General features: G+C 73.8%; 30 protein-coding genes. 9 read left to right on the forward strand and 21 right to left on the reverse strand.

What is annotated here, in order from left to right:
- The first annotated feature begins 303 nt into the window (after nucleotides 1-303).
- The 3 genes from AC07DW_RS24705 to AC07DW_RS24715 all read left to right on the forward strand — a co-directional run bounded on the left by AC07DW_RS24705 (nucleotide 304) and on the right by AC07DW_RS24715 (nucleotide 3906).
- Nucleotides 304-1119: a class I SAM-dependent methyltransferase gene (locus tag AC07DW_RS24705; protein WP_478859861.1), complete on the forward strand. Its 816-nt coding sequence runs from the start codon at nucleotides 304-306 to the stop codon at nucleotides 1117-1119.
- A gap of 134 nt (nucleotides 1120-1253) precedes the next feature.
- Nucleotides 1254-2330, forward strand: a complete 1077-nt coding sequence (locus AC07DW_RS24710; protein WP_478859862.1) for a C40 family peptidase — start codon at nucleotides 1254-1256, stop codon at nucleotides 2328-2330.
- A 229-nt stretch (nucleotides 2331-2559) separates the two neighbouring features.
- Nucleotides 2560-3906: a PP2C family protein-serine/threonine phosphatase gene (locus AC07DW_RS24715; protein ID WP_478859863.1), complete on the forward strand. Its 1347-nt coding sequence runs from the start codon at nucleotides 2560-2562 to the stop codon at nucleotides 3904-3906.
- 62 nt (nucleotides 3907-3968) lie between these two features.
- Here the strand turns inward: AC07DW_RS24715 and AC07DW_RS24720 are convergent, their stop codons facing one another.
- The 3 genes from AC07DW_RS24720 to AC07DW_RS24730 form a co-directional block, all read right to left on the reverse strand.
- Nucleotides 3969-4307 carry a DUF2516 family protein gene (locus tag AC07DW_RS24720; RefSeq protein ID WP_478859864.1) on the reverse strand — a complete coding sequence of 113 codons (339 nt, stop codon included), beginning with the start codon at nucleotides 4305-4307 and terminating at the stop codon, nucleotides 3969-3971.
- 272 nt (nucleotides 4308-4579) lie between these two features.
- Nucleotides 4580-5125 carry a hypothetical protein gene (locus AC07DW_RS24725; RefSeq protein WP_478859865.1) on the reverse strand — a complete coding sequence of 182 codons (546 nt, stop codon included), beginning with the start codon at nucleotides 5123-5125 and terminating at the stop codon, nucleotides 4580-4582.
- Nucleotides 5126-5151: 26 nt separating this feature from the next.
- Nucleotides 5152-5559 (reverse strand): helix-turn-helix domain-containing protein, encoded by a 408-nt coding sequence (locus tag AC07DW_RS24730; RefSeq protein WP_478859866.1) that lies wholly within the window; start codon nucleotides 5557-5559, stop codon nucleotides 5152-5154.
- A gap of 115 nt (nucleotides 5560-5674) precedes the next feature.
- Between AC07DW_RS24730 and AC07DW_RS24735 the strand changes: the two genes are divergently transcribed.
- Nucleotides 5675-6163, forward strand: a complete 489-nt coding sequence (locus AC07DW_RS24735) for a MarR family winged helix-turn-helix transcriptional regulator (protein ID WP_478859867.1) — start codon at nucleotides 5675-5677, stop codon at nucleotides 6161-6163.
- 88 nt (nucleotides 6164-6251) lie between these two features.
- Here AC07DW_RS24735 and AC07DW_RS24740 read toward each other — a convergent pair whose 3' ends face one another.
- Both AC07DW_RS24740 and AC07DW_RS24745 read right to left on the reverse strand, forming a co-directional pair.
- Nucleotides 6252-8231 (reverse strand): HelD family protein, encoded by a 1980-nt coding sequence (locus AC07DW_RS24740; RefSeq protein ID WP_478859868.1) that lies wholly within the window; start codon nucleotides 8229-8231, stop codon nucleotides 6252-6254.
- Between the two features lie 224 nt (nucleotides 8232-8455).
- Complete coding sequence (locus AC07DW_RS24745) at nucleotides 8456-9070, reverse strand: TetR family transcriptional regulator (protein WP_478859869.1); 615 nt, start codon at nucleotides 9068-9070, stop codon at nucleotides 8456-8458.
- A 111-nt stretch (nucleotides 9071-9181) separates the two neighbouring features.
- On the opposite strand from AC07DW_RS24745, the gene AC07DW_RS24750 reads away from it, so the two are divergent.
- Nucleotides 9182-10156 (forward strand): zinc-binding dehydrogenase, encoded by a 975-nt coding sequence (locus tag AC07DW_RS24750; RefSeq protein WP_478859920.1) that lies wholly within the window; start codon nucleotides 9182-9184, stop codon nucleotides 10154-10156.
- A gap of 48 nt (nucleotides 10157-10204) precedes the next feature.
- Here AC07DW_RS24750 and AC07DW_RS24755 read toward each other — a convergent pair whose 3' ends face one another.
- From AC07DW_RS24755 to AC07DW_RS24775, 5 genes are all read right to left on the reverse strand, one after another.
- Nucleotides 10205-10729 carry an HAD family hydrolase gene (locus tag AC07DW_RS24755; protein WP_478859870.1) on the reverse strand — a complete coding sequence of 175 codons (525 nt, stop codon included), beginning with the start codon at nucleotides 10727-10729 and terminating at the stop codon, nucleotides 10205-10207.
- 72 nt (nucleotides 10730-10801) lie between these two features.
- Nucleotides 10802-11785 (reverse strand): IS481 family transposase, encoded by a 984-nt coding sequence (locus tag AC07DW_RS24760; protein ID WP_478859871.1) that lies wholly within the window; start codon nucleotides 11783-11785, stop codon nucleotides 10802-10804.
- A 101-nt stretch (nucleotides 11786-11886) separates the two neighbouring features.
- Nucleotides 11887-13128 (reverse strand): GNAT family N-acetyltransferase, encoded by a 1242-nt coding sequence (locus tag AC07DW_RS24765; protein ID WP_478859872.1) that lies wholly within the window; start codon nucleotides 13126-13128, stop codon nucleotides 11887-11889.
- Nucleotides 13129-13238: 110 nt separating this feature from the next.
- The gene (locus AC07DW_RS24770) at nucleotides 13239-14201 is read right to left on the reverse strand and encodes an asparaginase (RefSeq protein WP_478859873.1); all 963 of its coding nucleotides are present in this window, start codon (nucleotides 14199-14201) and stop codon (nucleotides 13239-13241) included.
- A gap of 45 nt (nucleotides 14202-14246) precedes the next feature.
- Nucleotides 14247-14843: an RsiG family protein gene (locus tag AC07DW_RS24775; protein ID WP_478859874.1), complete on the reverse strand. Its 597-nt coding sequence runs from the start codon at nucleotides 14841-14843 to the stop codon at nucleotides 14247-14249.
- 144 nt (nucleotides 14844-14987) lie between these two features.
- On the opposite strand from AC07DW_RS24775, the gene dtd reads away from it, so the two are divergent.
- On the forward strand, nucleotides 14988-15413 hold the full coding sequence (gene dtd, locus AC07DW_RS24780) for a D-aminoacyl-tRNA deacylase (protein WP_478859875.1): 426 nt from the start codon (nucleotides 14988-14990) through the stop codon (nucleotides 15411-15413).
- Nucleotides 15414-15532: 119 nt separating this feature from the next.
- Here dtd and ygfZ read toward each other — a convergent pair whose 3' ends face one another.
- The 3 genes from ygfZ to AC07DW_RS24795 all read right to left on the reverse strand — a co-directional run bounded on the left by ygfZ (nucleotide 15533) and on the right by AC07DW_RS24795 (nucleotide 17630).
- Entirely contained in the window at nucleotides 15533-16513 is a 981-nt protein-coding gene (ygfZ, locus tag AC07DW_RS24785) for a CAF17-like 4Fe-4S cluster assembly/insertion protein YgfZ (protein WP_478859876.1), read from the reverse strand.
- A gap of 9 nt (nucleotides 16514-16522) precedes the next feature.
- Nucleotides 16523-16996: a Fur family transcriptional regulator gene (locus tag AC07DW_RS24790; RefSeq protein WP_478859877.1), complete on the reverse strand. Its 474-nt coding sequence runs from the start codon at nucleotides 16994-16996 to the stop codon at nucleotides 16523-16525.
- Nucleotides 16997-17057: 61 nt separating this feature from the next.
- A complete protein-coding gene (locus tag AC07DW_RS24795) occupies nucleotides 17058-17630 on the reverse strand; it encodes a heme-binding beta-barrel domain-containing protein (protein WP_392274925.1) in 573 nt (190 codons plus the stop codon).
- Nucleotides 17631-17870: 240 nt separating this feature from the next.
- Here AC07DW_RS24795 and AC07DW_RS24800 point away from each other — a divergent pair, with 240 nt between their 5' ends.
- Nucleotides 17871-18233 (forward strand): DsrE family protein, encoded by a 363-nt coding sequence (locus tag AC07DW_RS24800; protein ID WP_478859878.1) that lies wholly within the window; start codon nucleotides 17871-17873, stop codon nucleotides 18231-18233.
- Nucleotides 18234-18276: 43 nt separating this feature from the next.
- Here the strand turns inward: AC07DW_RS24800 and AC07DW_RS24805 are convergent, their stop codons facing one another.
- From AC07DW_RS24805 to AC07DW_RS24840, 8 genes are all read right to left on the reverse strand, one after another.
- A complete protein-coding gene (locus AC07DW_RS24805; RefSeq protein WP_478859879.1) occupies nucleotides 18277-18537 on the reverse strand; it encodes a DUF3099 domain-containing protein in 261 nt (86 codons plus the stop codon).
- A gap of 101 nt (nucleotides 18538-18638) precedes the next feature.
- The gene (locus AC07DW_RS24810; protein WP_064067594.1) at nucleotides 18639-18926 is read right to left on the reverse strand and encodes a DUF1416 domain-containing protein; all 288 of its coding nucleotides are present in this window, start codon (nucleotides 18924-18926) and stop codon (nucleotides 18639-18641) included.
- Between the two features lie 41 nt (nucleotides 18927-18967).
- Nucleotides 18968-19813 carry a sulfurtransferase gene (locus AC07DW_RS24815; RefSeq protein WP_478859880.1) on the reverse strand — a complete coding sequence of 282 codons (846 nt, stop codon included), beginning with the start codon at nucleotides 19811-19813 and terminating at the stop codon, nucleotides 18968-18970.
- A gap of 171 nt (nucleotides 19814-19984) precedes the next feature.
- A complete protein-coding gene (locus AC07DW_RS24820) occupies nucleotides 19985-20065 on the reverse strand; it encodes a putative leader peptide (protein ID WP_350497993.1) in 81 nt (26 codons plus the stop codon).
- A 186-nt stretch (nucleotides 20066-20251) separates the two neighbouring features.
- Nucleotides 20252-20944 (reverse strand): LmeA family phospholipid-binding protein, encoded by a 693-nt coding sequence (locus AC07DW_RS24825; RefSeq protein WP_478859881.1) that lies wholly within the window; start codon nucleotides 20942-20944, stop codon nucleotides 20252-20254.
- Nucleotides 20945-21040: 96 nt separating this feature from the next.
- Complete coding sequence (locus tag AC07DW_RS24830; protein WP_478859882.1) at nucleotides 21041-22303, reverse strand: hypothetical protein; 1263 nt, start codon at nucleotides 22301-22303, stop codon at nucleotides 21041-21043.
- A gap of 10 nt (nucleotides 22304-22313) precedes the next feature.
- Complete coding sequence (locus tag AC07DW_RS24835) at nucleotides 22314-22568, reverse strand: MoaD/ThiS family protein (RefSeq protein ID WP_478859883.1); 255 nt, start codon at nucleotides 22566-22568, stop codon at nucleotides 22314-22316.
- Nucleotides 22569-22610: 42 nt separating this feature from the next.
- Nucleotides 22611-23426, reverse strand: a complete 816-nt coding sequence (locus tag AC07DW_RS24840) for an alpha/beta hydrolase (RefSeq protein WP_478859884.1) — start codon at nucleotides 23424-23426, stop codon at nucleotides 22611-22613.
- 218 nt (nucleotides 23427-23644) lie between these two features.
- Between AC07DW_RS24840 and AC07DW_RS24845 the strand changes: the two genes are divergently transcribed.
- Together AC07DW_RS24845 and AC07DW_RS24850 are read left to right on the forward strand one after the other, a co-directional pair.
- Nucleotides 23645-24439, forward strand: a complete 795-nt coding sequence (locus AC07DW_RS24845) for a response regulator transcription factor (RefSeq protein ID WP_478859885.1) — start codon at nucleotides 23645-23647, stop codon at nucleotides 24437-24439.
- A 24-nt stretch (nucleotides 24440-24463) separates the two neighbouring features.
- A complete protein-coding gene (locus tag AC07DW_RS24850) occupies nucleotides 24464-25492 on the forward strand; it encodes a LacI family DNA-binding transcriptional regulator (RefSeq protein WP_478859886.1) in 1029 nt (342 codons plus the stop codon).
- The last annotated feature ends 27 nt before the right edge of the window (nucleotides 25493-25519 follow it).

Genomic DNA, 25519 nt, shown 5'->3' on the forward strand with positions numbered 1-25519 from the left:
GGCAAGCGGAGGACACGCCCGCACCTGCGCGTACGGCCCTCCCGTCAGCGACAACAGCGGACCGGCCCGCCACATTTCCGCTTTGCCAATTCATTAGCCAATTCCTCACGCGGGCGGGATGCGGCCGCGGGGGGCGGCGTCCGTACGCACGCATGCGCGGGGAGCGGCGTCCGTGCGCACGCGCGGAACGGGAAGCGACGACCGCACGCACGCGTGGAGAGCGACGGGACCGCACGCGCGCGTGGGGCGGCGCCCGCACCGCGCGTGAGGGGCGGCGGCCGAGCACCGCTTACCCTCGTCCCCATGGCCCCGCGCACCACCCGCCCCGCCGGGACCCGCCCCGTCGGTACCCCGACCCGCGGGACCACCAACCCCAACCGCCTGCGCCGCATGGACCGCTGGATCGCCGCCGTGCACGGCGCGGAGCTGCGCCGCGGCGAGCGGGCGCCCACGGCGGTGGACCTGGGGTACGGTGCCGCCCCCTGGACCGCGGTGGAGCTGCTGCGCCGGCTCCGCGACGACGCCGATCCCCGTACCCGGGTCGTGGGTGTCGAGATCGAGCCGGCCCGGGTGGAGGCCGCCCGGCCGTACGAGCGCGACGGGCTGACCTTCGTGCACGGTGGCTTCGAGGTGCCGGTGGACGGCTCCCCGGCACTGATCCGGGCGGCGAACGTGCTGCGCCAGTACGACGAGGACGAGGTCGCCTCGGTGTGGGCGCGGCTGTGCGCGCGGCTCGCGCCCGGCGGACTGCTGGTGGAGGGGACGTGCGACGAGATCGGGCGGCGTCATGTGTGGGTGGCGCTGGGGCCCGAGGGTCCGCGGACGGTGACGTTCGCGACCCGGCTCGGTTCGCTGGAGCGGCCTTCGGACCTGGCGGAGCGGTTGCCGAAGGCGCTGATCCACCGGAACGTGCCGGGTGATCCGGTGCACGCGTTCCTGCGGGACTTCGACCGGGCGTGGGCGGCGGCCGCGCCGTACGCCTCGCTGGGCGCCCGGCAGCGGTGGATCAGGACGGCGCGGGACCTGGCCGCGGACTGGCCGCTGGAGGACGGCCGGCGGCGGTGGCGCCAGGGCGAGGTGACGGTGGCCTGGCCGGCGCTGGCGCCGGGCGCGTACTGAACGGAACGCTTCGCGGTGAACCTTCGTCCCCTCCCTGTGGGTGTGACTCTGTCGTTTTCGCCACCGCCGTGGCACCATCTCGGTCGGCACCCTAAGTTACTGACGGTAAATCAGATGGGGAGATGGGGGTCTCTGTGAACCGACGCCGCTGCGCCACCGCCGCGATCACCGTGGTCTGCGCGCTGACCGTGCTGGCGGCGCCTGCCCGGGCGGCGTACGCGGCGCCCACCCCGCCGCCCGCCTCCCCCGTGGTCCCGCCTCCCGCCTCGCCGCCGGGCAGGAGCCTCGAAGAGGTACGCAGGGAGATCGACGCCCTGTACCGCCAGGCCGCCTCCGCCACCGACGCGTACAACCTCGCCGACGAGCGGGCGAAGGAGCAGTCGGCCGAGATCGTGCGGCTGGCGCAGGCGATCGTGGACGGCCAGGCGCGGATCGAGGACTTGAAGAGCCGGGCGGGGGCCGCCGCCCGCGCCCAGTACCGCAACGGCGGCATGCCCGACGAGGCTCGGCTCGTCCTCACCGACGACCCGCAGCTCTTCCTCAACGGCGTCGGGCGCCTCCAGCAGGGACAGAAGGCGACCAAGGACCTCCTCGCCGAGCTCAAGCAGCGGCAGGCGGACCTGGAGGCGTACACCAAGGACGCCAGCGCCCACTGGACCAGGCTGGAGGCCAACCGGGCCCAGCAGGCCAGGACGAAGAAGCGGATCGAGACCAAGATCGCGGCGGCGAAGGGGCTGGAGTCCCGGCTGGAGGCCGAGGAGCGGGAGCGGCTCCTGCGGCTGGAGCGGGCGGAGCAGGCGCGGGCGCAGACCGCCTGGCTCGGTTCCGGCGTGCTCCGGGGAGTCGGCGGCGACGCCGGCCCGCAGGGCAGGAAGGCGATCGCGTACGCGACGGCCCAGCTCGGCAAACCGTACGTGTGGGGCGCGGAGGGCCCGGGGTCCTTCGACTGCTCGGGGCTGACGTCACAGGCGTGGGCCGCGGCCGGCACGGGCATCCCCCGCACGTCGCAGGAGCAGTGGCGGCTGCTGCCCCGGATCGACGTCAAGGACATGCGGCCGGGCGACCTGATCATCTACCACGCGGACGCCAGTCACGTCGGCATCTACATCGGGAACGGGTCGATCATCCACGCCCCCCGGCCGGGACGGAACGTGACGGTGGCGGGAGCGGGCTCGATGGCGATCCTCGGAGTGGTGCGGCCGGACAGGTGAGGGTGCGCCACGCGTGTCGTATACCTCCCGGGATGTGACCGGGCCGACACGCGGCGCGTGACGTTCGTCATGACGGGCTGCCCAACTACCTCCCGCTGCGCGGCATATGCCAACGGCTCTTCGCCGATCGCCATTCCGCTCGGCCGCCGCGGACCGCTATGGTCCCGGTCGGTGGTGTGTCGACCGGCGCACCGCCGTGCCCTCGGGGGGAGGGAAGGAAACCGAACCGATGCCCGTACCCGTACCGCTACAGAGGGTGAGCACACCGAGCAGTCCGAGCACACCGGACGCCGGCGGCGCACGTGCGCCGGGTGAGGCACCGGCCGCCCCGGCCGCGGCCGGTGGCACCGACCTCGTCCTCCTGGTGATCGAGGACGACCCCGCGGGCACGTTCACCGTCCCCGAGCTGATCGACGCGTCCGGCAACCGGGTCCGCATCCGTACCGCCCGCAACCTCACCGAGGCCGAGCGGCTGCTCACCGACGACGTGCACTGCGTACTCGTCGACCTCGCGCTGGCCTCCTGCCGGACGGACGACGACGACCGGCTCGCCCCGCTGCACCACGTGCTGCGCCTCGCGCCGCGCCACGCCGTCCTGGCGCTGACCCCGTCCGGCGACGCCGCGCTGGCGGCCGAGGCGGTACGCGCGGGGGCGCAGGACCACCTCTGCCGCGAGGAGCTGGACGGACCGCTGCTCAGCCGGGCCATCCGGTACGCCGTGGAGCGCAAGCGGGCCGACTCGGTCCAGGTCAAGCTGGCCGAGTCCCGGCTGCGCGCGCAGGAGAACGCCCGCCTGGAGCGGGGCCTGCTGCCGACGCCCCTGCTCCAGGGCTCCGACCTGCGCTTCGCGGCCCGGTACCGGCCGGGGCGCTCGCGCGCGCTGCTGGGGGGCGACTTCTACGACACCGTCCGCACGCCGGACGGGACCGTGCACGCCATGATCGGCGATGTGTGCGGGCACGGGCCGGACGAGGCCGCGCTCGGCGTGGAGCTGCGGATCGCGTGGCGGGCGCTGACGCTGGCGGGCCTGTGCGGCGACGAACTCCTCTCGACGCTCCAGCAGGTGCTGGAGCACGAGCGGGACAACGAGGAGATCTTCGCGACGCTCTGCACGGTGGACATCGCGCCCGACGGGCGCCGCGCGGGGCTGTGCCTGGCGGGCCACCCCTCGCCGCTGATCGCCCGGCACGGCAGCACGGCGCGGCTCCTGCCGTACGAGGACGGCGGGCCCGCGCTGGGGGTGCTGCCGCGCGCCCGCTGGCCCCGGCGCCAGGTGGAGCTGGGCGGCGCGTGGAGCCTGCTGATGTACACGGACGGTCTGATCGAGGGCCGCTCGGCGGGGCCCGGCACGCCCCGGCTGGGCCAGGAAGGCATGGTCGAGATGATCAACCGCCAGCTGGCGCAGGGCCTGGGCGGTGAGGAGCTGCTGGAGGCCGCGGTGGCGGAGGTGCGGCGGCTGAACGGCGGGGAGCTGACGGACGACGTGGCGGTGCTGCTGCTCGCCCGCGAGAAGGCGACCGACCGGGCGGCGCGCCCGGACCCGGCGACGGGCCGCAGGGCGCGCCGGCGCCGCTGAGCCCGGGGCCGCCGGCGGGAGGGGATGGGCGCCCAGGCGTCCCGCGCGTGGGCGGACCCGACTCAGCGGCCGCCGTTGTAGGGGCCGTACGGCCCGTCACTGCTGGACCCTCCGCGACGGCCGCCGCGGCCACCGGAGACCTGCTGGAGGGCCGGGCGGACGTCGACCATGAACACGATCGAGGCGACGAGCCCGGCGATCTGCAGGAACAGCATCGGCACGAGCAGGTTCACCGCGACCGTGACGCCGAGGATGACCAGCCAGAACATCTTGGTCTGCTTGTCGGCGGCGCGGTAGGCGTCCTCGCGGGCCGTGACCGCGATGAACAGGGCGACCACGGCGATCAGGAGCATCGCCAGGTTGAGCAGGAAGAGGAACGTGCTGAATCCAGCGAGCAACATGCTGAGCACCGCCTAGTGAGTGGGTGGGACACCTCGCGGCCAAGGTACCCGTACAACGCCCCGGCCATCCCGAAGGTGCCCGGCCGGGCCGCGCGCCGCCGGGGCGGGCATCGGGCGGCCCGCGGACGGCCTGTCGGCGGGCGGTTTCGTCCGGGGCGCCGCGCGCCGGCGCGGCCCGCCCCGGCGGGGCGGACAGCGGACGGACGCCCGGACGGCGACCGCGCCCCGGCGGGGGCGGACGCCTGGGCGCCGCGCGCCGGCGCGGCGGCCCGTCAGGACTCGGAGGCCGTCGTCTTCTTCGCGGCGGGCTTGCGCGGCGCCGGCGCCTTCTTCGCGGTGGGGGTCTTCTTCACGGCGGGCGCCTCGGGCTCCGGCTGGGCGGCCTTCGGCTCCGGGTCCGGCTCGACGGCGATGGCGATCTCGGTGATCTCCTCGGCCGCCTCGCCGCGCCACTGCCTCACGGCCTGCTCGCCGTGCTCGGCGACCTTCTCGTAGGCCTCCCGGGCCCTGACCGCGTACTCGGCCGCCACGCCGACACCGCGCAGCGCCAGGTGCTGGGCGTTCTCGCCGAGCTTCTTCAGGTCCGTGTCCAGCGAACCGAGCACCTCGGTGACCTTGGCCTGGGCCTCCTTGGCCTGGGCGCTCACCTTCTCCTGCACGGCCTTGGGGTCGGTGTTGCGCACCGCGTCGATGCGGGCGGGCGCCTCCGCGGCGATCTGCTCGATCAGGCCGGGCACCTTCCTGGCCTGCTGCACGGCGAGGTCGGCCGTACCGGCGGCGAAGTAGAGGGGCGTGCGGAGTTCTTCGATGATGGCCACGACTGTGGTCCTCCCGGATAGCGGAGTCAGTTTTCGGGTGAGGTGCCGTCCTCGGTGGTGTGGCCGGCACCCGTCTTCGTCTCCGTAACGAGTCCGTTCTCCTTGCGGAACGAGTCGTAGATCTGGAGCAGCACCTGCTTCTGCCGCTCGTTGATCGACGGATCGGCGAGGATGACGGCACGCGTCTCCAGCTCCTCGCGCTCCCGCTCGTCCAGGATCCCGGCCCGCACGTACAGCGTCTCGGCGGAGATCCGCAGCGCCTTGGCGACCTGCTGGAGCACCTCCGCGCTCGGCTTGCGCAGCCCGCGCTCGATCTGGCTCAGATACGGATTGGACACCCCGGCGGCGTCGGCGAGCTGACGCAGCGACAGCTGGGCGCTACGCCGCTGTTCGCGCAGGTACTCACCGAGATTGCCGACGTTGAGCGATGCCATGCCTCGATGGTGCACCGGCTTGCTAACTTTTGCAAGCGAGTGCTTGCAAAAGTGTTACGTGGCGCACCGTCCGCTTGCCAACAATCCGTTACGGATCGACTCCTACGCTGGCGGAATGACCGCCATGTCGCCCGCCCGCACCCAGGCCGACCTCTCCTTCCTCCTCGACCGCACCGGCCATGTGCTCCGGACACGGATGTCGGCCGCACTCGCCGAGCTCGGCCTCACGGCACGCATGCACTGCGTCCTGGTCCACGCCCTGGAGGAGGAGCGGACCCAGATCCAGCTCGCCGGGATCGGCGACATGGACAAGACCACGATGGTGGTGACGGTCGACGCCCTGGAGAAGGCCGGGTTCGCCGAGCGCCGGACCTCCGGCACCGACCGGCGCGCCCGGATCATCGCGGTCACCGAGGAGGGGGCGCGGGTCGCCCGGCGCAGCCAGGAGATCGTCGACCGGGTCCACACGGAGGCCCTGGCCCCGCTCCCCCGGGGCGACCGCGAGGCGCTCCTCCGGGCACTGAACCGGCTGGCCGAGGGGCACCTGGCGACACCGGTCGAGGGGCCCCGGCCGATCCGGCGGGCGCGCCGGCGGGAGAAGTAGCACCCCACCGGATCCGCGAGAGTCGTCCACCGTGCCGCGCCGGGCGGGCGGCGTGCCGCGGGCCCCGGGCCCCGGGCGGGCGAGGCGCTCAGGACGGCCGCAGCGGCGCAGGCAGCGGCTCGCTGTGCAGGACGTCGAGGCGGGAGACCGCGCGGGTGAGGACCACGTAGAGGCGGTTCAGCCCGCGCGGTTCGGCCGCGACGACGTCGGCGGGCTCGGCCACGACGACATGGTCGTACTCCAGGCCCTTCGCGAGCGTGGCGGGCAGCACCGTGACACGGGGCCCGGTCAGGCCCGCCCCGTCCAGCGCGGCGCGCAGCCCGGCGGCCGACCGGTCCGCGGCGATCACGCCGACGGAGCCCTCGCGGCCCAGCGCCGCCCGCACCGCACCGACCACGGCCGCCCGCACGTCCGGCACCTCGCGGACCGTCACCTCGCCGTCCCGGCGCAGCGACCGGCCGGGCGGTACGTCCACGTCGAGGGCGTCGAGCAACCGGTTGGCGAGCGCGACGACACCCGCCGGGACGCGGAAGCCGGTCGTCAGGGCGACCACGGGCACCGACGTCCGGCCCAGGTGGGCGAGTTGCTCCCGCCAGTCGCGGGCCGCCCACGGGGTGGTGCCCTGCGCCAGGTCGCCGAGGACGGTCAGGGTGCCGAAGCCGGCGCGGCGGGCGATCGCGCGGCACTGCATCGGGGAGAGGTCCTGGGCCTCGTCGATCACGATGTGCCCGTACCCGGCGGGGCGTTCGATCAGCCCGGCCAGCTCGTCGAGCAGGAGCAGGTCGGCCGCGCTCCACCGCGCCGACCGGTACGAGCGCGGCGGCCGCCGCCACCGGATCGCCTCCCGCTCCGCCTCGGCGAGCGCCGGGTCGGACGGATCGGCCAGCACTCCGGCGAGGACCTCCTCGGGGAGGGCCCTCGGCCAGCACGCGTCCACCAGGGCCGTCACCGCCCGGGACCGCTCGATCCGCCGCGTCCACGCCATACCCCTCGGCCCGGCCCGCCGCTCCGCCCGCAGCTGGACCTCCCGCACCACCCGGCTGCGCACCCGCTCCCGCCCCACCGCGTAGGGCGGGGCCTCCGCCCGTACCTCCTCGACGATCGCGGTCAGCGCCTCCAGCGGCACCCGCCACCGGTACGAGCCGTCCGGGACGGTCAGCGGTTCGGCGGGGGCGCCCACCCGTGCGTACAGGGCGCGCCTCAGGACGCCGGCCATCCGGGCGTCGTGCTTGACCACCTCCGCCTCGGGCGGGTCGACCGCCCGCACCGGGTGGCCCCGGTCGACCTCCTCCTCGATGGTCGACTGCCGGACGTCCGACTCGCCGAGCGCGGGCAGGACTTCGGAGACGTACGACAGGAACGTGCGGTTCGGTCCGAGGATCAGCAGCCCACCGCGCCGGATGCGCTGCGGGTGGGTGTAGAGGAGGTACGCGGCCCGGTGCAGCCCGACGGCGGTCTTCCCGGTGCCGGGGGCGCCCTGGACGCAGAGGGACGCGGTGAGGCCGGCCCGCACCAGGTCGTCCTGCTCGGGCTGGATGGTGGCGGCGATGTCCCGCATGGGCCCGACCCGGGGGCGTTCGAGCTCCCCGGCGAGGATCGCGCTGGGCGGTCCGGCCTCCCCGGCGGCCAGGTGCTCGTCCTCCAGCCCGGTCAGGTCCGCGGAGTCGCCGTCGCTGAACGGGGCCCAGCCGAACCGCCTGCGCACCCGGACGCCCTGCGGATCGCGGGCGCTCGCCTGGTAGAAGGCGCGGGCGACGGGCGCCCGCCAGTCGACCACCAGCGGCGGGGCCGCCGGGTGTTCCCCGATGCGGCGGCGGCCGATGTGGTGGCACTCACCGTCCTCGCGGTCGACGCGGCCGAAGAACAGCGGGCCGGGCCGCTCCTCGCGCAGCGCCTTGGCACGGCTGCGCAGGTGGTGGCCGAGGATCTCCGCGTCGGCGCCCGACGCGGAGACGTCCTCGCCGGTGACGACGTGGTGGGCGGCGCCCTCGACCATGCGGTTCAGGGCGGCGCGGCAGGTGTCGTGGTGGGTCCGTTCCTTGCTCAGCTCACGGTCGAGTGACGTCATGACGGCCAGAATAATGCAACTCAGTCACTTTTATTACTCGGTTCCCAAAGGGGCAAGGGGCTCGGAACACACCGTGATCCCGAGGCACGCGTGAGTAACGAACAGGCCCTCGTCGACACTCTCCGTGCCCCGGACCTAACCTGGCGGCGTCGTCGCCAGGGTGCTCCCTGCGCAGCGGTGCGGCCGCCGCTCTTCCTTCGGGGGGCGGCGGCCGGGTCCGCGTCTCAGAGCCGCAGCCCCTCCGCCAGCTGCCGGAAGGCCAGGCCGGCGGCGGCCACCGCGTCCGCCTCCACCGCGTCGGCGGTCTCACCCGCCTCGATGCGCCGCCAGTTCTCCTCCGCCAGGATCCGCTGCACGGCGACGATCTGGCCCGCCGCGAGACGGTCCCGCAGCCCGCCTCCGCCCATCGCGTCCGCGAGCGCCGCCTCGGACGCGCCCTGGTACGCGTACAGCCGTGCCACCAGGCTGGGCGTGCCGTACAGCAGCCGGTGGAAGGCGAGCACGTCCGGGTCGTCGTTCAGCCCGGTCACCGGGTCGCGGCGCGCGAGCCCCTCGACGAGGTGGCGGTGCAGCGCCTCCAGCGGGCCGACGCCGTCGGGGCGCCCCGCGACCACCCGCGCCGCCTCCTCGCGGTGGTCGGCGAACCGGTGCAGGACCAGGTCCTCCTTGGCCGGGAAGTACCGGAACAGCGTCGGCTTGGAGACCTCGGCCGCCGCCGCGACCTCGGCGACCGGGACCCGGTCGAAGCCCCTCTCCAGGAAGAGGGCGATCGCCGTCTCGGAGATCGTCCGGTACGTCCGCTGCTTCTTGCGCTCACGCAGCCCCATGTCACCGCTCATGCCGCCGAGCCTACGCACCCGTTGACCTCAACCGGACTTGACGTTCCAGACTCGTCCCGCCGGCGCCGGACGGACCGGGGCACGCCGGCGAACGGGAGGGGTGTGAGCGCGATGCGCGTGGCGCGGGCGATGGGGTTCGGCGGACCGGAGGTCCTGGTGGCGACCGAGGTACCGGATCCGGTCCCGGGGCCGGGTCAGGTGCTGGTGGACGTCGCCGCCGTCGACACCCTCTACCTGGAGACCCAGCTGCGGTCGGGCTGGGGCGGCGAGTTCTTCGCACTCGAACCGCCGTACGTGCCCGGTGGCGGCATCGCCGGCACGGTCCGGGCCGTCGGGGCGGGCGTCGACGAGGCGGAGTGGCGGGGCCGCCGGGTGGCCGCCTCACTGGGCGTCACCGGCGGGTACGCCGAGCGGGCCGTCGCCGGTGTCGAGTCGCTGGCGCCGGTCCCCGACGGGCTGGCGTTCACCGACGCGGTGGCCCTCGTCCACGACGGTGTCACGGCGGCCGCCCTGCTGGACGCGACGGAGCCGAAGCCCGGCGAGACGGTCCTGGTGGTCGGCGCGTCCGGCGGGATGGGCACGCTGCTGGTCCAGCTGGCGAAGGCGGCGGGCGCGCGCGTCGTCGGCACCGCGCGGGGTGCGCGCAAGACCGCGCTCGTACGGGAGCTGGGGGCCGGCGCGGTGGTCGACCCGGGCGCCCCCGGCTGGGTCGAGCGGGCGCGCGGGGCGCTCGGCCCCGCCGGGGCGGACGTCGTGCTGGACGGCGTCGGCGGCGAGGTGGGCGCGGCGGCGTTCGGGCTCGTCGCGGACGGCGGACGGTTCTCCGCGCACGGGGCGCCGACCGGCGGGTTCGCCGCCGTCGACCCGGCCGCGGCGGAGCGGCGCGGGGTACGGCTGCTGGGCATCGGGGACGTCCAGCTGTCGGCGCGGGAGCACGCCCGGCTGCTGGGGCGGGTGTTCACGGAGGCGGCGGCCGGCCGGCTGCGCCCGGTGGTCGGCGGGCGGTTCCCGCTGGAGCGGGCGGCCGAGGCGCACGCGGCGATCGAGGACCGGAGCCTGCTGGGCAAGGTGGTGCTCACGGTGTGACCCGGCGCCCGGATGCCGTCCGGTACGCGGTGCGGCCCGGCCGGCCCGTCAGGTGCGCTGTTCGGTGTACGTACCCGCCGAGCGCCGCGCCGCCGCGCGCACGGCGAGGAGCACCGGCTCCAGCGACGGCACCACCCACCGCGCCCCGGCCCGGCGCAGCAGTTCGACGCCCCGCTCGTCCGGGCCGTGCCCGAGGAACGGCACGCCCGCCTCCCACGCGGCCGTCAGGTCCCCGGGAGTGGCGCCGACCATCAGGGACGCGGCCGGCCGCGCCCCCAGCGAGGCCAGGGCGCCCGCGACGTCGCCGTACACGTGCGTACCGAAGCAGCCGGTCAGGCCGCGGCCGGCGAGGTAGGCCCGCACCGCGGCCGGCGAGGCACCGCCGACGACCGCGAGGCCCGTGCCGACCGCGGCGAGGGTGCGCACCAGGGGGTCGGCGTACGGCGTGGGCCACGCCGCCGCGGCGCGGGGGCGGCACAGCGGGCCGTCGAAGCCGAACAGGACGTGCTCGGTGCCGCCGATGACGTCGATGAGGTCGTCGTACACAGCTGCCGCCAGGGGGTCGGGGACCAAGGGTAGGACGAGGGTGTCAGATCGGGGCGGGTCCGGACAGGCCCCGGAAGACGTCCGCGGTCCGGACACGGCCTAGATGTATTGACCCGCAGCGTTGTTGACACGGCTGATGGGCGGGTGTCCATCGAGTGCGGTGTGGCAGCGGTGATGGTTGTAGATGTGGAGGAAGTTTGCCAGGGCCGCTGTCCGCTCGTGGTTTGAGGTGTAGGGCCGTAGGTAGGCCCATTCGTCGAGGAGAGTGCGGTTGAAGCGTTCGACCTTGCCGTTCGTCTGCGGACGGTAGGGGCGGATCTTCTTGTGGGCAATGCCGGCCGTGACCAGGCCCTGGGTGAAGAGCTTGGACTTGTAGCAGGAGCCGTTGTCGGTCAGGACGCGTTCGACGGTGATCCCGTGGGCGGTGAAGAACGCGTTCGCGCGCTGCCAGAAGGCGATGGCGGTGTGCTGGCGTTCGTCGGGCAGGACCTCGCTGTAGGCCAGGCGGGAGTGGTCGTCGACGGCCGAGTGGATGTAGCTGTAGCCGATCACCGGAGTGCAGCTCTTGCGCTCGGTGGTGGTGGCCTGGCGATTACGGTCGCCGGCGGTCCTGCCGACGGTTCGCCAGCCGCCGCCGTCGGGGATGTTGCCGAGTTTCTTGATGTCGACGTGGACCAGTTCTCCCGGCCTGGCCCGTTCGTAGCGTCGGATCGGCTCGCCGGTGGGCCGGTCGAGCCAGGCCAGACGGTTCAGGCCGCGCCGGAGAAGGATGCGGTGCACGGTCGAGGCGGGAAGGCCCAGGATCGGGCCGATCCGTGCCGGGCCGAGCTTGCGGTCGGTCCGCAGGCGGCAGACCCGGGCCTCGACCGCGGCGGGAGTCCGGTGCGGTGTCGTGCGGGGCCGGCTGGAACGGTCGTGCAGGCCCGCGTCGCCCTCGGTCCGCCAGCGACGGACCCATTTGTGGGCCGTGGGCCGGGAGATCCCCATCTCCGCAGCCACGTGCGCGACGGGACGGCCCGCCAGGACACGTTCGACCAGGATCCGCCTGCCGTGAACGGTCAGCCGGGCATTACGGTGGGACACGAAGACCTCCGTGCGGTGTAGTCCTAGACACCTCCACCACACCGGAGGTCTTCGCCACGATCAAGACCGCCGAGTGTCAACAACGCTCGTGATCAATACACCTAGAACACGTCCGGGCACCACGGGCGGCGCGGGGTGCGCAGCAGCGCGTCGGCCAGCGCAGCCGCCCCCGGCCTCGACTCCTCCACCCGCCCGAGGGCCGCGAGCCGCACCGCGGACTCGTCGCCCAGATACAGCGTCCCCAGCTCCGCCACGTCCATCGTGAGGTCCGGGGACGCGGTGGTGGACGCGCACGACGCGCCCTGCGGCGAGGCGTCCAGCCGGAACCGGCCGCCCGCGAGGCCCGCCGGGTCCACCAGCTCCAGCACCAGCGAGCCGGTCCCGCCGTACGTCCGCGCCTCCAGGGCCCGTACGGCGTCGAGGACCCGCAGCCACATCAGGTCGGCGTGCGTGGTGATCCGCGCCGCCCGGGGGTCGGGCAGCAGCAGGGGCAGCAGGTCGTCGGGGGCGCGGTAGCCGGACCTGACCGTGGTCATCCAGTCGATCGAGCAGACGAAGTGCCACAGGGCCCGCTCGGCGGCGGGGGTCACGGCGATCAGGTCGCGCACGGTCGCGCCGCACAGCGGCTGCTTGTCCTGCCAGGTGTCGTCCGTGGTGTAGGAGACGTACCCTTCCAGCTCCCCCGCCGCCGAGCGGTACGTCGCGTAGAAGGGCTCCCGCCACGGCAGGCCGGGCAGGAGCGCGGCACCCGTGCCGACGTCCCAGGCACGCCGGTTCCGGCTGACCACGCCGTGCCGGACGGCTCCGAGCCGGTCGTGGAGGGCGGGGCCGGCCGCACGGATGTCCCGCGCCTCGACCAGGTCGACACGGCCGCCGTCCTCCGGTCCCGACCAGCGCGGGTCCAGCCCGGCCCGCCGCACGTCGACGGTCCACTCGGTGATCCAGGTGGCCGGGCCGTACCCGTACCGCCCGTAGATCGGGTACTCGGCGGCGACCAGCGTCGAGACGGCCTCCCCGCGCTCCTTGGCCGCCGCCAGGTCCACCGCCATCATGCGGCTCAGCAGTCCGCGCCGCCGGTGCGTCGGCGAGACGGCCACGTTGGTCACCGCGCTCGCGCCGATCCGGGCGCCGCCGGGCACGGAGAGCTCCTGCGCGAACGAGCGGAAGGTGGCGACGCACCGCCCGGCGTCGAACGCCCCCTGGGTGCGGGCCAGGTCCACGTACGGCAGCCGCTGCGCGACCTCCTCCTCCGGGACGGTCGGCGGCTGCATGAACCCGGTGCGGCGGGCGCGCAGCCAGTCGCGGAACTCGGACTCGGTGACCGCACGCACGTCGAGGCTCATGCGCGCCACGCTAGGCGGCACGGCCCGCGGGCCGCACCCGGATTTCCGGCGCCCGGTACGCCCGGTCGCCCCGGCCTCCGCCCCTCGGCGCCCGGACTTCCCGCGCCCGCTCAGAAGGCCGCCCGGATCGCCCCGACCCGCCGGCCGCCGCCCAGCAGCGGGGCGTCGGCGATGCGGCCGATGACCGGGCCGTCGACACCGAGGATCCCCAGCGCCCGCGCCAGGACCGGGCCGAGCGCCCGCCCCGAGCCGTCGTCGATCTTGAAGGCGAACGCCCGGCCGTCCGCGAGGGCGACCGCCTGGACGGCCTCGGCGCCCATCTTGGACAGCGCCCCCGGCACCTCCCGCATCAGCCAGGTGTCGGGCCTCCGGGTCCCCGCCACGTACTCGGGGTGCGCGCGCATCGCGTCGGCGACCCGCCGCTGCGGGGTCCCCGGCTCGGCGAGCACGTACGAGCGGAACGCCCGCGCGAGGCCCACCAGGCTGGTCGCCATCAGCGGCGCGCCGCACCCGTCCGTACCGGTCACCGGCACCGTCTCGCCGGTCGCCGCCTCGATCTCGTCGCGGACGAGCCGCTGCAACGGGTGCGCAGGGTCCACGTACCCGGCCGGGTCCCAGCCGTTCACGGCGCAGGCGGCCAGCATCGCCGCGTGCTTGCCCGAGCAGTTCATGGCGATCCGCTCCCGGACACCGCCGGCGGCCAGGTGCGCCTCGGCCTCCACCGGGTCGAGCGGCAGGCCCGGCGGGGTCAGCAGGTCGGACTCGGTGAAGCCGTGCTCGGCGAGCATCTTCCGGGCGAGGTCGAGGTGGAACGGCTCGCCCGAGTGGCTTGCGGCGGCCAGCGCCAGCCGCTCGCCCGACAGGTCCACACCGGCCCGCAGCACCGCCGCGGCCTGCATGGGCTTGTTGGACGAGCGGGGGAACACCGGAGCCGCCGGGTCGCCGGCCGACATCTCGACGGTGCCGTCCGCGGCGAGCACGACCAGGGACCCCCGGTGGTGCCCCTCGACGAACCCGGAGCGGACGACCTCGGCGAGAACCGGGGGGATGATCGCGTTGGCGGAGGAGGTCATGGTGTGGGCCTTCCTTCCGGAACGGTGACCTGCCCCTCGGCGTACTCAGCGGAGCAGGTCGTCCACTTGTGCTTCGCCTTCACGGTACCTGCGGGCGATCTCGGCGCTGCAGTCGTCGGCCGTGCGCTGGAGCTGCTGGCGGCGCCGGGAGACCTGCTGTTCGTAGCCCGCCAGCCGTCCCATCGCGGCGTGCAGCTCTTCGTCCGTTCGGGCGGTCAGGTCCGACAGCTCGACCTCCGCCAGCATCTCGGCGGCCAGCCGCCGGTACTCCTCACCCCGCGGCGTGCCCACCGTCACGTGGCGGGCCGACGACCGGTGCCGCGACGGGGTGTCCGCGAGGATCTCCGACAGCCGGTCGACCACCGGCACCTCCGTCCCGCCCCGGCGGGCCAGCTCGGCGCGCAGGATGTCGATCCGCCCCTGGAGCAGCCTCCGTACGTAACTCAGGTCCGCCTCGTCGCCGTGCGAGTCACGGCGCAGGGCCCGCAGCTCCGGCAGCCGCATGGTCTTCAGGTCGTGCTGCCGCGCCTCCGGCAGGACGGCGTCACCGGTCCGCTGGGCGGGAGGCCGCAGCGGCCCCCTGCCACCGGCACATGTCATCGGTACGGGCAGCGGCGTCTGCCCGGCGCCAGGTGTACTCATAGGAATCCGTCCCCTCGACCGGTGCTTGAGGTCTCCCCGGGCCCGAAGGGCCGAGGGGAAGCACCGCCTGAGAGGCATGGTGCCATTTGTGCCGGTGCCGATGCAGTCGCCTGCACCCGTTCGGACGCGGATAGGTTGGTCTGTATGCGTGCAGTGGTACAGAGGGTCGACGGGGCCGCGGTCGTCGTGGCCGGCGAGACGGTCGGCGAGATCGTGGGCGAGGGGCTGTGCGTCCTGGTGGGTGTGACCCACGAGGACACGCCCGACAAGGCGGCGCAGCTCGCGCGGAAGCTGTGGTCGGTGCGGATCCTGGAGGGCGAGAAGTCCTGCTCGGACGTCGGCGCGCCCTTGCTGGTGATCTCGCAGTTCACTCTCTACGGGGACGCCCGCAAGGGCCGCCGCCCCACCTGGAACGCCGCGGCGCCCGGCGAGGTCGCCGAGCCGCTGGTGGACGAGGTGGTGGCGCGGCTGCGAGAGCTCGGGGCGACGGTGGCGACGGGCCGGTTCGGGGCGGACATGCGGGTCTCGCTCACCAACCACGGCCCGTTCACCCTGGTCATCGACGTCTGAGGCGCCGAGGAGCCGGGCGCCCGGGCCGGGTCCCGGGTGCCGGGGCCGGGTGTCAGCGCCGGGTGCCCGCGTCCCGCCGTCCCGGCTCCCGGCTCCCGGCTCCCGGCTCCCGGTGGGGCCTACGCCTCGACCACGACCTCCTGGGCGGCGGCCGTACCGCCCGCGAGCAGCTCCGCGTCCACCGGGACGTTGCGCTTGACCAGGGCGAGCGCGATCGGGCCGAGCTCGTGGTGGCGTACGGCGGTGGTGACGAACCCGAGCTGCCGGCCCTCCTCGCCGTCCGCCTTGAGCCGGATCGGCGTGCCGTGCGGGGGCAGGTGCACGTCGCTGCCGTCGAGGTGCAGGAAGACCATCCGGCGCGGCGGCTTCCCCAGGTTGTGGACGCGCGCCACGGTCTCCTGGCCCCGGTAGCAGCCCTTCTGGAGGTGGACGGCGCTGCCGATCAGGCCGATCTCGTGCGGGATCGTGCGGTGGTCGGTCTCGAACCCGAGCCGGGGGCGGTGCGCCTCGACGCGCAGCGCCTCGTACGCCCATATCCCGGCGAGCGGCCCGTGGCCCTCCGCGTAGGCCGCCAGGTCGCCGCGCGGAAGGAACACGTCCCGGCCGTACGGCGTCTCCCGTACGGCGACGCCGTCCGGGACGTCGGCGATCGAACCGGCCGGCAGGTGGACGACGGCGATGTCGTCCGTCCGGTCGGCGACCTCGACCCGGTAGAAGAACTTCATCGACTCCAGGTAGGCGATCAGCGCCTCCTGGGTGCCGGGCTCGACGTGCGCCCAGACCGTCTCGCCGTCGTCGACGAGGTACAGCGCGTGCTCGATGTGGCCGTTGGCGGAGAGGATCAGCGCCTCGGTGGCCTGGCCGGCGGGGAGCTCGCTGACGGCTTGCGTGAGCAGCAGGTGCAGCCAGCCGAGCCGGTCGTCGCCGGTGACGGTGACGACCCCGCGGTGGCTCAGGTCGACCAGGCCGGCGCCGGCGGCGAGGGCGCGCTGTTCGCGGAACAGGTCGCCGTAGTGCGCGGCGACACCTTCGTCGCGCCCCTCGGCGGGCACGGCGCCGGGCAGGGACAGGAGGGGGCTGGTCGGTGAATGTCGCAGCATGTGATCAGCCTACGACTCGCCGCCGGACGGGGCGCCGGCCTCCTCGGCCTCTTCCGCCCCCTGGGCCTTCTTCGCGCAGTTCCCGCACAGCCCGAAGATGGCGAAGTGCTTCATGTCGGTGTCGAAACCGAAGGTGCGGCGGAGCTTCGCGGTGAATTCCGCGGCCACCTCCACGTCCGCCTCGATGACGTCGGTGCAGTCGCGGCACACCAGGTGGAGATGGTGGTGCCGGTCGGCGAGGTGGTAGGTGGGGGCGCCGTGGCCGAGGTGGGCGTGACTGACCAGGCCCAGCTCCTCCAGCAGCTCCAGCGTCCGGTAGACGGTGGAGATGTTCACGCCGGAGGCCGTCTTGCGGACCTCGCCGAGGATGTCGTCGGGCGTCGCGTGCCCCAGGACGTCCACCGCCTCCAGGACAAGCTGGCGCTGGGGAGTCAGCCGGTAGCCGCGCTGCCGCAGGTCGCTCTTCCAGTCGGTGCTCACCACCGCTCCAGTGTAGGAGCACCGACCGCGAAGACCGAGGGCTGCCGAACGGCTTTCTTGCGGGCTACTTGAAGAACGCGATGCCGTCGTCCGGCAGGTCGCCGAGGTCCTTGGCCCAGGCCTCGACCTGCTCGGGCGTGACGACCTTCTTCAGGTGGGCCGACATGTAGGGGCGCAGCGGCACGTCGGGCGTCGACTTCTCGCCGACCCACATCAGGTCGCCCTTCACGTAGCCGTACAGCCGCTTGCCGCCGCTGTAGGGCCCGGAGGCGGCGGTCCGCGCGACGGCGTCGGTGACCAGGTCGATCTGCGGCTTCTGGTCGGCGAGCTCGCCGTACCAGACCTCGACGATGCCCTGGTCGCGCACCATCACGATCTCGACCTTGCGCTCCTTGTCGATGCGCCAGTAGCCGCTCTCGGACTCCAGGGGCTTGACCTTGTTGCCCTCGGCGTCCAGCACCCAGGTGCGGGAGGTGTACTCGATGAAGTCCCGGCCGTCGTGGCTGAAGGTCACGGACTGGCCGAAGTTGCACTTCTCGGCGCCGGGGAAGTCGGAGACGCCCGCGCCCTCCCACGTGCCCAGGAGGAACGCGAGGGGGACGAGGTCCGGGTTCAGGTCGGACGGAATCTCGATCATGAGCAGCTCAGTCGATCTGTAGGAGTGGTCAGCGCTGGCCCTGGTACAGCTTCTTCACGGTCAGGACGGCGAAGCCGAGCACGCCGACGCAGACCAGGATCAGCAGGGCGGAGAAGAAAGCCTCAAGCACGGGGTGCTCCTCGGTGAGCGGGTGGGCGAAGAAGGGGCCGGGTCCCAGCGTAATGGGTGGGGGCGCGGCCCTCCGTGTGAGGTTCCCCGCCGCGCACTACAGTGCGGCGTATGGCGAAGAAGCTCGTGATCAAGGTGACCGCAGGGGCCGACGCCCCCGAGCGCTGCTCGCAGGCCTTCACGGTGGCGGCGGTCGCCGTGGCCAGCGGGGTGGAGGTCTCGCTCTGGCTGACCGGCGAGTCCTCGTGGTTCGCGCTGCCGGGCCGGGCGGCGGAGTTCGAGCTGCCGCACGCGGCGCCGCTGCCGGACCTGATCGACTCGGTCCTGGCGGCCGGGCGGATCACGCTGTGCACCCAGTGCGCGGCGCGGCGCGGGATCACCGAGAAGGACGTGCTGGAGGGCGTACGGATCGCGGGGGCGCAGGTCTTCGTGAGCGAGGCGATGGCCGACGACGCGCAGGCCCTGGTCTACTGACCCGCGCCCGCTCCCCCGGCGCCGCCGCGGTCGCGGAGGCGGCCTACTGGTGCTTCTTCCGGCCGTCGAGCTCGTCCCACCACTCGTCGGACTCCGGGTCTCCGGAAGGGTCGTCCCACCAGCGGTCCTCCGGCCCCCGCCGGTTGGCGACCATCGCGGCGACCGGCGGGATGACCATGGCGACGAAGCACATGGCGACCGCGGCGGGCGTGGACCACAGGCGTACGACGGCCCAGGCGCCCACGAACAGCACCAGGCAGGCCGTCATCATCACGAAGTACACGTGCCGACGCCGGGCGTACATACGTCCAGCGTAGGACGGGAACGACCGAAGGGCCGCACCTCGGTCCCGGTAAGCGTCCAACCCCCAGGAGGCGCGGCCCTTCGGCCAGTACAGCGGTGCCGTCAGACGGCGATGGCGACCTCGGCCAGGCCGCCCTGCTGGGCGACCACCGTGCGGTCGGCCGTGCCGCCCGGGACGAGGGCGCGGACGGTCCACGTGCCCTCGGCCGCGTAGAAGCGGAACTGACCGGTCGCGGAGGTCGGGACCTCGGCGGTGAACTCGCCGGTCGAGTCCAGGAGCCGCACGTAACCGACGACGGGCTCGCCGTCCTTGGTCACCTGGCCCTGGATCGTGGTCTCACCGGGCTTGATCGTCGAAGCGTCCGGGCCGCCGGCCTGTGCTCCACACATGGGTAACTCCTGAGGGGTCGAGGGGGACGGGAGGTCCGGGGTTACTTGTTGGCGCCGAGCTCGATCGGCACGCCGACGAGGGAGCCGTACTCGGTCCACGAGCCGTCGTAGTTCTTGACGTTCTCCTGGCCGAGCAGCTCGTGCAGCACGAACCAGGTCAGGGCCGAGCGCTCACCGATGCGGCAGTAGGCGATGGTGTCCTTCGCCAGGTCGACCTGCTCGCCGGCGTACAGCGCCTTGAGCTCCTCGTCGGACTTGAAGGTGCCGTCGTCGTTGGCGTTCTTCGACCACGGGATGTTGCGGGCGCTCGGCACGTGGCCGGGACGCTGCGACTGCTCCTGCGGGAGGTGCGCCGGGGCGAGCAGCTTGCCGCTGAACTCGTCGGGGGAGCGCACGTCGACCAGGTTGAGGGTGCCGATCGCGGCCACGACGTCGTCGCGGAAGGCGCGGATGGAGGTGTCCTGGGCCTTGGCCTTGTACTCGGTGGCCGGGCGGTTGGGGACCTCGGAGCCGTCGACCAGGTCGCGGGAGTCGAGCTCCCACTTCTTGCGGCCGCCGTCGAGGAGCTTGACGCTCTCGTGGCCGTACAGCTTGAAGTACCAGTAGGCGTACGAGGCGAACCAGTTGTTGTTGCCGCCGTAGAGGACGACGGTGTCGTCGTTGGCGATGCCCTTCGCGGAGAGGAGCTTCTCGAAGCCCTCCTGGTCGACGAAGTCGCGGCGGACCGGGTCCTGGAGGTCCTGCTTCCAGTCGATCCGGACGGCGTTCTTGATGTGGTTCTTGTCGTACGCCGACGTGTCCTCGTCGACCTCGACGATGACGACCTTCGGGTCGTCGATGTGGGCCTCGACCCAGTCGGCGTCTACCAGGACGTCGCTGCGGCTCATGCTGTTTCTCCTCCGGGGCAGTGTGCGGCGGGGTGTGGCGGGGTGGTGCCGGGTGCTCTTCGCCTCTGCGCGCTCGCTCGTACGGGGTACGGGTCCACGCGGCGGATTCGGCACGGGGACGGGCCTCGGGATGGGTGACGGGCCCTGGGATACGGGAGGTCGGGCTCCCGCTCAGACGGAGCGACAGAGCATGGCGGCGACGCGGCACAGGTCTACTGCCCGCCGCTTCGTGAGGTCCGCCTGTCGCTTCATGACGTCGATCGTAGGGACGGACGGGCGGCCGTGTCACCGGCGTGTCGCATCGTGAGACACGATCATCCATGATGTGGGACGCAGGGTCCGCCGGGAGGGTGCCGGCCGACCGTCGCGCCGGGCTTCGCCCCTCGCCATCTGCGGACCGGACGGCCCCGTCTCACGATGTGGCCGGAAGGCGGTGTTTCAGCCGGCCAGCACGACGTTCTCGCCGGTGACGGTGACCACGACGCCCTCCGGCGTCGCCTCGACCTTCCGCAGCTTCAGACCGGCCGGCAGCCCGCCGACCTGGCGGTCGAAGTCGGTGCGCTCGCGCACCCGCTCCTCGACGCCCGGGAGACCCTCACCGGGGACCTTGTCGGCGCGCACCCGGATGGTGTCGTCCCCGGCGAGGCTGACCGAGGACAGCACGCTGCGCGTGACCCTGCCCAGCACCGGAATCTCGACCGAGCCGGTGACCTTGACCTTGCCGTTGCCGCCGTAGCCGACGGTGACGTCCTCGCTGGACGCCGCGCCCAGGTCGGCGTAGGAGATGCGCGCCGTGCCGTCGGCGGAGGCGGCGACGGCCCGCGAGAAGTTGTTCTCCAGCCGTACGTCGTGCAGGGCGGCCTTCATCTCGGTGACGCGGACCCGGCGGCCGCCGGCCGTCGCCTCCACGCCCGTGAGCGTGACGTCGACCCGGTCCAGCTCCTTGCCCAGGACCTGGGTCAGGAAGGGGAAGCCGTGGATCGAGACGTCGGCGGAGCCGGCCTGCGCCTGGGCGGCCCGTATTCGCTCGGCCGCCTCGGACTCGGCGTAGTTCACCGCCAGGCGGTCGGCGATGACGAAGAGGCCACCGAGGACCACAGCGGTGATCAGCAGTATTCGCAGTGCTCGCATTGCTCGGTGTTCCCCCACCCTGTCGGCGACCGCCCCCGTGACGTCATGATCGACGTTCGGGACCACGCGTTGGTTCCCTGCCCCCGTGCCGGCCGCTCAGGCCAGGGCACGTCCCAGCACGTACACGGCGGGTGCCGCGAGGGCGAGCGGCAGCGCCACCCCGGCCGTCATGTGGACGAAGCGGGAGGGGTAGTCGTAGGCGGCCACCCGGTGCCCGGCCAGGGCGCACACCCCGGCCCCCAGGCCCAGCAGCGCTCCCTGCGCCCCCATGCCGGTCAGCCCGCCGGCGGCGGCCCCGGCACCGGCGGCGGCGAGCAGCGCCGCCACGAGCGTCACGGGGCCCGGCAGGGGCAGGGCGCGGGCCACGATCGTGACGGCGACCGCGAGGCCGCCCACGACGACCGCGTCGGACGCGGCGGCCAGGTGCCCGGCCGCGACGACCGCGAGCGCCGCCGAGGCGACGGTGGCCATCAGGCCGTACTGGCGCTCGTCGGAGCCCGCGTGGCTGCGCAGCTGGAGGACGATCACCAGGAGTACCCACACCCCGAGCGTGCCGAGCAGCGCGGCGGGCGCGTGCTCCCGGCCGGCGGTGAGCAGCGCCACGTCCGCGGTGAGGCCGCCCGCGAAGGCGAGCGCGATGCCCTGGCGGGCGGGCCACATGCCGTTCAGCCGGAACCAGCCGGCGGCGGTGACGGCCTGGAGCAGGACCAGCGGGACCAGCAGTCCGTACGTCCCGAGGGCGGCTCCGGCCGCGAGGAGGCCGCCGAGCGCGGCGGTCAGCACGGCGGGCTGCATGCCCGGGTCGATGATCGGCGAGCGGCCCTCGGCGCGGGCCCGCTGGGCGTCGGTCAGCCGCACGTGCCCCGAGGTGGTGGGCGTGCCGTACCCCGGGCCCGCGGGCGCGGCGGGCTCCTCGGCGCGCGCGGGCGCGTCGTCGGCGGCGACCGGCCGCAGGTGCGTGGTCGGCGGGTCGTACGGGGCCTGGGGCCCGTACGAGTCCGACGGGTGGTACGGGGACGGGGTGCCGTACCGGGCCGACGGGTCCTGCGGCACGGAGGCGCCGTACGGGACCTTGGCGTCGTACGGGGCCGCCGGGTCGTACGGGGCCGCCGGGTCGTACGGAGACTGGGCGCCGTACGAAACCTCCGGGGGCAGCGGGTACGAACCCGAACCCTCGCCGGCGCCCTGCACCGGCGGGTGGGCGGTGTCCACCGCGTACGGCTGCTGGGCCGGCTGCGGGTGCGGCGCGGAGGGGACGGCCGGCTGGTACTGGGTGTCCCAGGTCTGGCCCTCCCACGTCTGCGCGACGTCCGGGTCCTGGTACCCGTGTCCGTACGGGTACTGCTGATCGCTGCTCATGCTGTGGGGTTCACCCTCCTGCGAACGGCGGGAGCACCTCGACCGTGCCGCCCTCGGCAAGCCGTACGGTCTCATGGCTCCGGGTGCCGACGGGATCACCGTCGACCAGGAACGAACACCGCTGGAGCACCCGCGTCAGCTCCCCGGGGTGCCGCTCGCGCACCGCGTCCAGCGCCTCGGCCAGGTTCTCCGCGGCGTACCGCTCCTCGGCGGTCCCGGCGGCGGCCTTGGCCGCGGCCCAGTAGCGGATGGTCCCCGCTGCCATAGCGGCACTCCTTTCGTCGGCCTCGTCGGCATCCATCATGAGCTATGGCGCGGACAGCCAGTCCGCGATGCGGGCGAGCAGGGCGTCGCCGGCCGCGTTCTCGGCGTGCCCCATGCCCTCCTCCAGCCACAGCTCGGCCGGTCCCGCGGCCGCCAGCGACCTCGGGTGGTCGACCGGGAAGTACGGGTCGCGGTCGCCGTGCACGATCAGCAGCGGCGTCGGGGCGATCAGCGGCACCGCCTCGACCGGCGACATCGGCACCGGGTCCCAGTCCCGGTCGTGGATGCGGGTGCCCAGCCCGTAGCGGCCCACCAGCCGGCCGGCGGGCCGGGTGATCACCCAGTGCACCCGCCGCATCGGAGCCGTACCCCGGTAGTACCAGCGCGCGGGGGCGCTCACCGCGACCACGGCGTCCGCCCGCGCCTCCGCGTCCTTGAACAGCGCCGCGTGCCGCAGCACCACCGACCCGCCCATCGAGAACCCGACCGTCACCACGCGTGCGTACCCCAGCTCACGCGCCCAGCGCACCGCCGCCGCCAGGTCCAGCACCTCGCGGTCGCCGACCGTGGACCGGCCACCCGACCGGCCGTGCCCCCGGAAGGAGAACGTGACGACCCCGGCGCGCCGGGCGAACGCCCGCGCCGCCCGCCGCACCGCGGGCCGGTCGACCGAGCCCGTGAACCCGTGGGCGACAACGACGGCCGTGTCCGTGACACTGGCGGTACGCGGTGCCGCGAACGGCGTGTGGACCGCTTCGATCCGGACCCCGTCGGATGTACGCAGCATGGCGCGCAGGGGGCCGGACGTGAGCGAAGGAACATCCACGATGTGAAATGCGCCCTCTTCCTCGGAAGTCATGTGGGCTATTCTCCTGGGCAGAGGATCCGGGCGACGCAGCCCCCGGATCCTTTTGTGTTTTCCGTCCGTTGTTACAGACAGGTGAACAAGGGCTCTCAGGGCGCGAGGAGCCTCGTACGAAGCAGTGCCGCAACGTCCTCGCAGGGACCGAGGAGGAACCGACGTATGGGCCGGCGAACCGTGCACGACCACAGGACGACCCGGGCAGGGGGGGAACGATGAGTTCTCTGCTGCTCCTGACCAATGCCCTCCAGCCGTCGACGGAGGTGCTCCCCGCTCTCGGACTGCTGCTGCACAACGTGCGCGTGGCCCCCGCCGAGGGACCGGCGCTCGTGGACACCCCCGGCGCGGACGTGATCCTCGTCGACGGCCGCCGCGACCTGCCGCAGGTGCGGTCGCTGTGCCAGCTGTTGCGCTCCACCGGGCCGGGCTGCCCGCTGATCCTGGTCGTCACGGAGGGCGGCCTCGCGGCCGTCACCGCCGACTGGGGCATCGACGACGTCCTCCTGGACACGGCCGGTCCGGCCGAGGTGGAGGCGCGGCTGCGGCTCGCCACGGGCCGCCAGCAGATCACCGCGGACGACTCCCCCATGGAGATCCGCAACGGCGACCTGTCGGTCGACGAGGCGACGTACAGCGCCAAGCTCAAGGGCCGGGTCCTGGACCTGACCTTCAAGGAGTTCGAACTGCTGAAGTACCTGGCGCAGCACCCGGGCCGGGTGTTCACCCGCGCGCAGCTCCTCCAGGAGGTGTGGGGCTACGACTACTTCGGCGGTACGCGCACGGTCGACGTCCACGTACGGCGGCTGCGCGCCAAACTGGGCCCCGAGCACGAGTCCCTCATCGGCACCGTGCGCAACGTCGGCTACCGCTTCGTGACGCCCGAGAAGGTGGAGCGCGCGGCCGAGGAGGCGCGGACGAAGGAGTCGAAGGCGGTCAAGGCGGCGGTGGTCACCCGTGCGGAGGACACCGAAGAGGCGGAGGAAGCCGCAGTACGACCTGCCCAGAGGTAGGTCACCCCGCGTAGACTGCCGCGCGTGGCCAAGGTGACGCGGGACGATGTGGCGCGACTGGCGGGGACTTCCACCGCGGTCGTGAGCTATGTCATCAACAACGGACCCCGGCCGGTCGCCCCGGCCACGCGCGAGCGCGTACTCGCGGCGATCAAGCAGCTGGGCTACCGGCCCGACCGCGTCGCGCAGGCCATGGCCTCGCGGCGCACCGACCTCATAGGCATGATCGTCCCCGACGCCCGGCAGCCGTTCTTCGCCGAGATGGCGCACGCGGTCGAGAGGGCGGCCGCCGACCGCGGCAAGATGGTCCTGGTCGGCAACTCCGACTACCGCGACGAGCGCGAGATCCACTACCTGCGCGCCTTCCTCGGCATGCGGGTCGCCGGACTGATCCTCGTCAGCCAGGGCATGAGCGAGCGCGCCGCCCAGGAGATCGAGGCGTGGGACGCGCGCGTGGTGCTGCTCCACGAGCGGCCCGAGGCGCTCGACGACGTCGCGGTCGTCACCGACGACATCGGCGGCGCCCAGCTCGCCACCCGGCACCTCCTGGAGCACGGCCACGACTACGTCGCCTGCCTCGGCGGCGTGGAGAACACCCCCGCCGTCGGCGACCCGGTCGCCGACCACGAGGAGGGCTGGCGCCGCGCGATGCTGGAGTCCGGCCGCTCGGTGGAGGGCCGGCTGTTCCAGGCCCCGTACAACCGCTACGACGCCTACCAGGTGGCGCTGAAACTCCTGGCGGGCCCGGACCGGCCGCCGGCCATCTTCTGCTCCACGGACGACCAGGCCATCGGCGTGCTCCGCGCGGCACGCGAGCTGCGCCTGGACGTGCCGGGCGACCTGGCGGTCGCGGGCTTCGACGACGTCAAGGAGGCCGCGCTGACGGACCCGCCGCTGACGACGATCTCCTCCGACCGCCCGGCGATGGCCCGCGCGGCGGTGGACCTGGTGCTCGACGACGGGCTGCGGGTGGCGGGTTCGCGCCGGGAACGGGTCAAGCAGTTCCCGTCCGCCCTGGTGGTGCGCCGGTCCTGCGGCTGCGACGGCCAGTAGCCCCGGCCGGGCGGCACCGCGCCCGGC

This window comes from Streptomyces sp. NPDC045701 (genome assembly GCF_056432045.1).

Bases quoted from the DNA above. Each gene is read 5' to 3' on its own strand.
- AC07DW_RS24705 (WP_478859861.1), top strand. From the start codon at position 304: ATGGCCCCGCGCACCACCCGCCCCGCCGGGACCCGCCCCGTCGGTACC.
- AC07DW_RS24715 (WP_478859863.1), top strand. From the start codon at position 2,560: ATGCCCGTACCCGTACCGCTACAGAGGGTGAGCACACCGAGCAGTCCG.
- AC07DW_RS24720 (WP_478859864.1), bottom strand. From the start codon at position 4,307: ATGTTGCTCGCTGGATTCAGCACGTTCCTCTTCCTGCTCAACCTGGCG.
- AC07DW_RS24730 (WP_478859866.1), bottom strand. From the start codon at position 5,559: ATGGCATCGCTCAACGTCGGCAATCTCGGTGAGTACCTGCGCGAACAG.
- AC07DW_RS24735 (WP_478859867.1), top strand. From the start codon at position 5,675: ATGACCGCCATGTCGCCCGCCCGCACCCAGGCCGACCTCTCCTTCCTC.
- AC07DW_RS24740 (WP_478859868.1), bottom strand. From the start codon at position 8,231: ATGACGTCACTCGACCGTGAGCTGAGCAAGGAACGGACCCACCACGAC.
- AC07DW_RS24745 (WP_478859869.1), bottom strand. From the start codon at position 9,070: ATGAGCGGTGACATGGGGCTGCGTGAGCGCAAGAAGCAGCGGACGTAC.
- AC07DW_RS24750 (WP_478859920.1), top strand. From the start codon at position 9,182: ATGCGCGTGGCGCGGGCGATGGGGTTCGGCGGACCGGAGGTCCTGGTG.
- AC07DW_RS24765 (WP_478859872.1), bottom strand. From the start codon at position 13,128: ATGAGCCTCGACGTGCGTGCGGTCACCGAGTCCGAGTTCCGCGACTGG.
- AC07DW_RS24770 (WP_478859873.1), bottom strand. From the start codon at position 14,201: ATGACCTCCTCCGCCAACGCGATCATCCCCCCGGTTCTCGCCGAGGTC.
- AC07DW_RS24775 (WP_478859874.1), bottom strand. From the start codon at position 14,843: ATGAGTACACCTGGCGCCGGGCAGACGCCGCTGCCCGTACCGATGACA.
- dtd (WP_478859875.1), top strand. From the start codon at position 14,988: ATGCGTGCAGTGGTACAGAGGGTCGACGGGGCCGCGGTCGTCGTGGCC.
- ygfZ (WP_478859876.1), bottom strand. From the start codon at position 16,513: ATGCTGCGACATTCACCGACCAGCCCCCTCCTGTCCCTGCCCGGCGCC.
- AC07DW_RS24795 (WP_392274925.1), bottom strand. From the start codon at position 17,630: ATGATCGAGATTCCGTCCGACCTGAACCCGGACCTCGTCCCCCTCGCG.
- AC07DW_RS24800 (WP_478859878.1), top strand. From the start codon at position 17,871: ATGGCGAAGAAGCTCGTGATCAAGGTGACCGCAGGGGCCGACGCCCCC.
- AC07DW_RS24805 (WP_478859879.1), bottom strand. From the start codon at position 18,537: ATGTACGCCCGGCGTCGGCACGTGTACTTCGTGATGATGACGGCCTGC.
- AC07DW_RS24810 (WP_064067594.1), bottom strand. From the start codon at position 18,926: ATGTGTGGAGCACAGGCCGGCGGCCCGGACGCTTCGACGATCAAGCCC.
- AC07DW_RS24815 (WP_478859880.1), bottom strand. From the start codon at position 19,813: ATGAGCCGCAGCGACGTCCTGGTAGACGCCGACTGGGTCGAGGCCCAC.
- AC07DW_RS24820 (WP_350497993.1), bottom strand. From the start codon at position 20,065: ATGAAGCGACAGGCGGACCTCACGAAGCGGCGGGCAGTAGACCTGTGC.
- AC07DW_RS24825 (WP_478859881.1), bottom strand. From the start codon at position 20,944: ATGCGAGCACTGCGAATACTGCTGATCACCGCTGTGGTCCTCGGTGGC.
- AC07DW_RS24830 (WP_478859882.1), bottom strand. From the start codon at position 22,303: ATGAGCAGCGATCAGCAGTACCCGTACGGACACGGGTACCAGGACCCG.
- AC07DW_RS24835 (WP_478859883.1), bottom strand. From the start codon at position 22,568: ATGGCAGCGGGGACCATCCGCTACTGGGCCGCGGCCAAGGCCGCCGCC.
- AC07DW_RS24840 (WP_478859884.1), bottom strand. From the start codon at position 23,426: ATGACTTCCGAGGAAGAGGGCGCATTTCACATCGTGGATGTTCCTTCG.
- AC07DW_RS24845 (WP_478859885.1), top strand. From the start codon at position 23,645: ATGAGTTCTCTGCTGCTCCTGACCAATGCCCTCCAGCCGTCGACGGAG.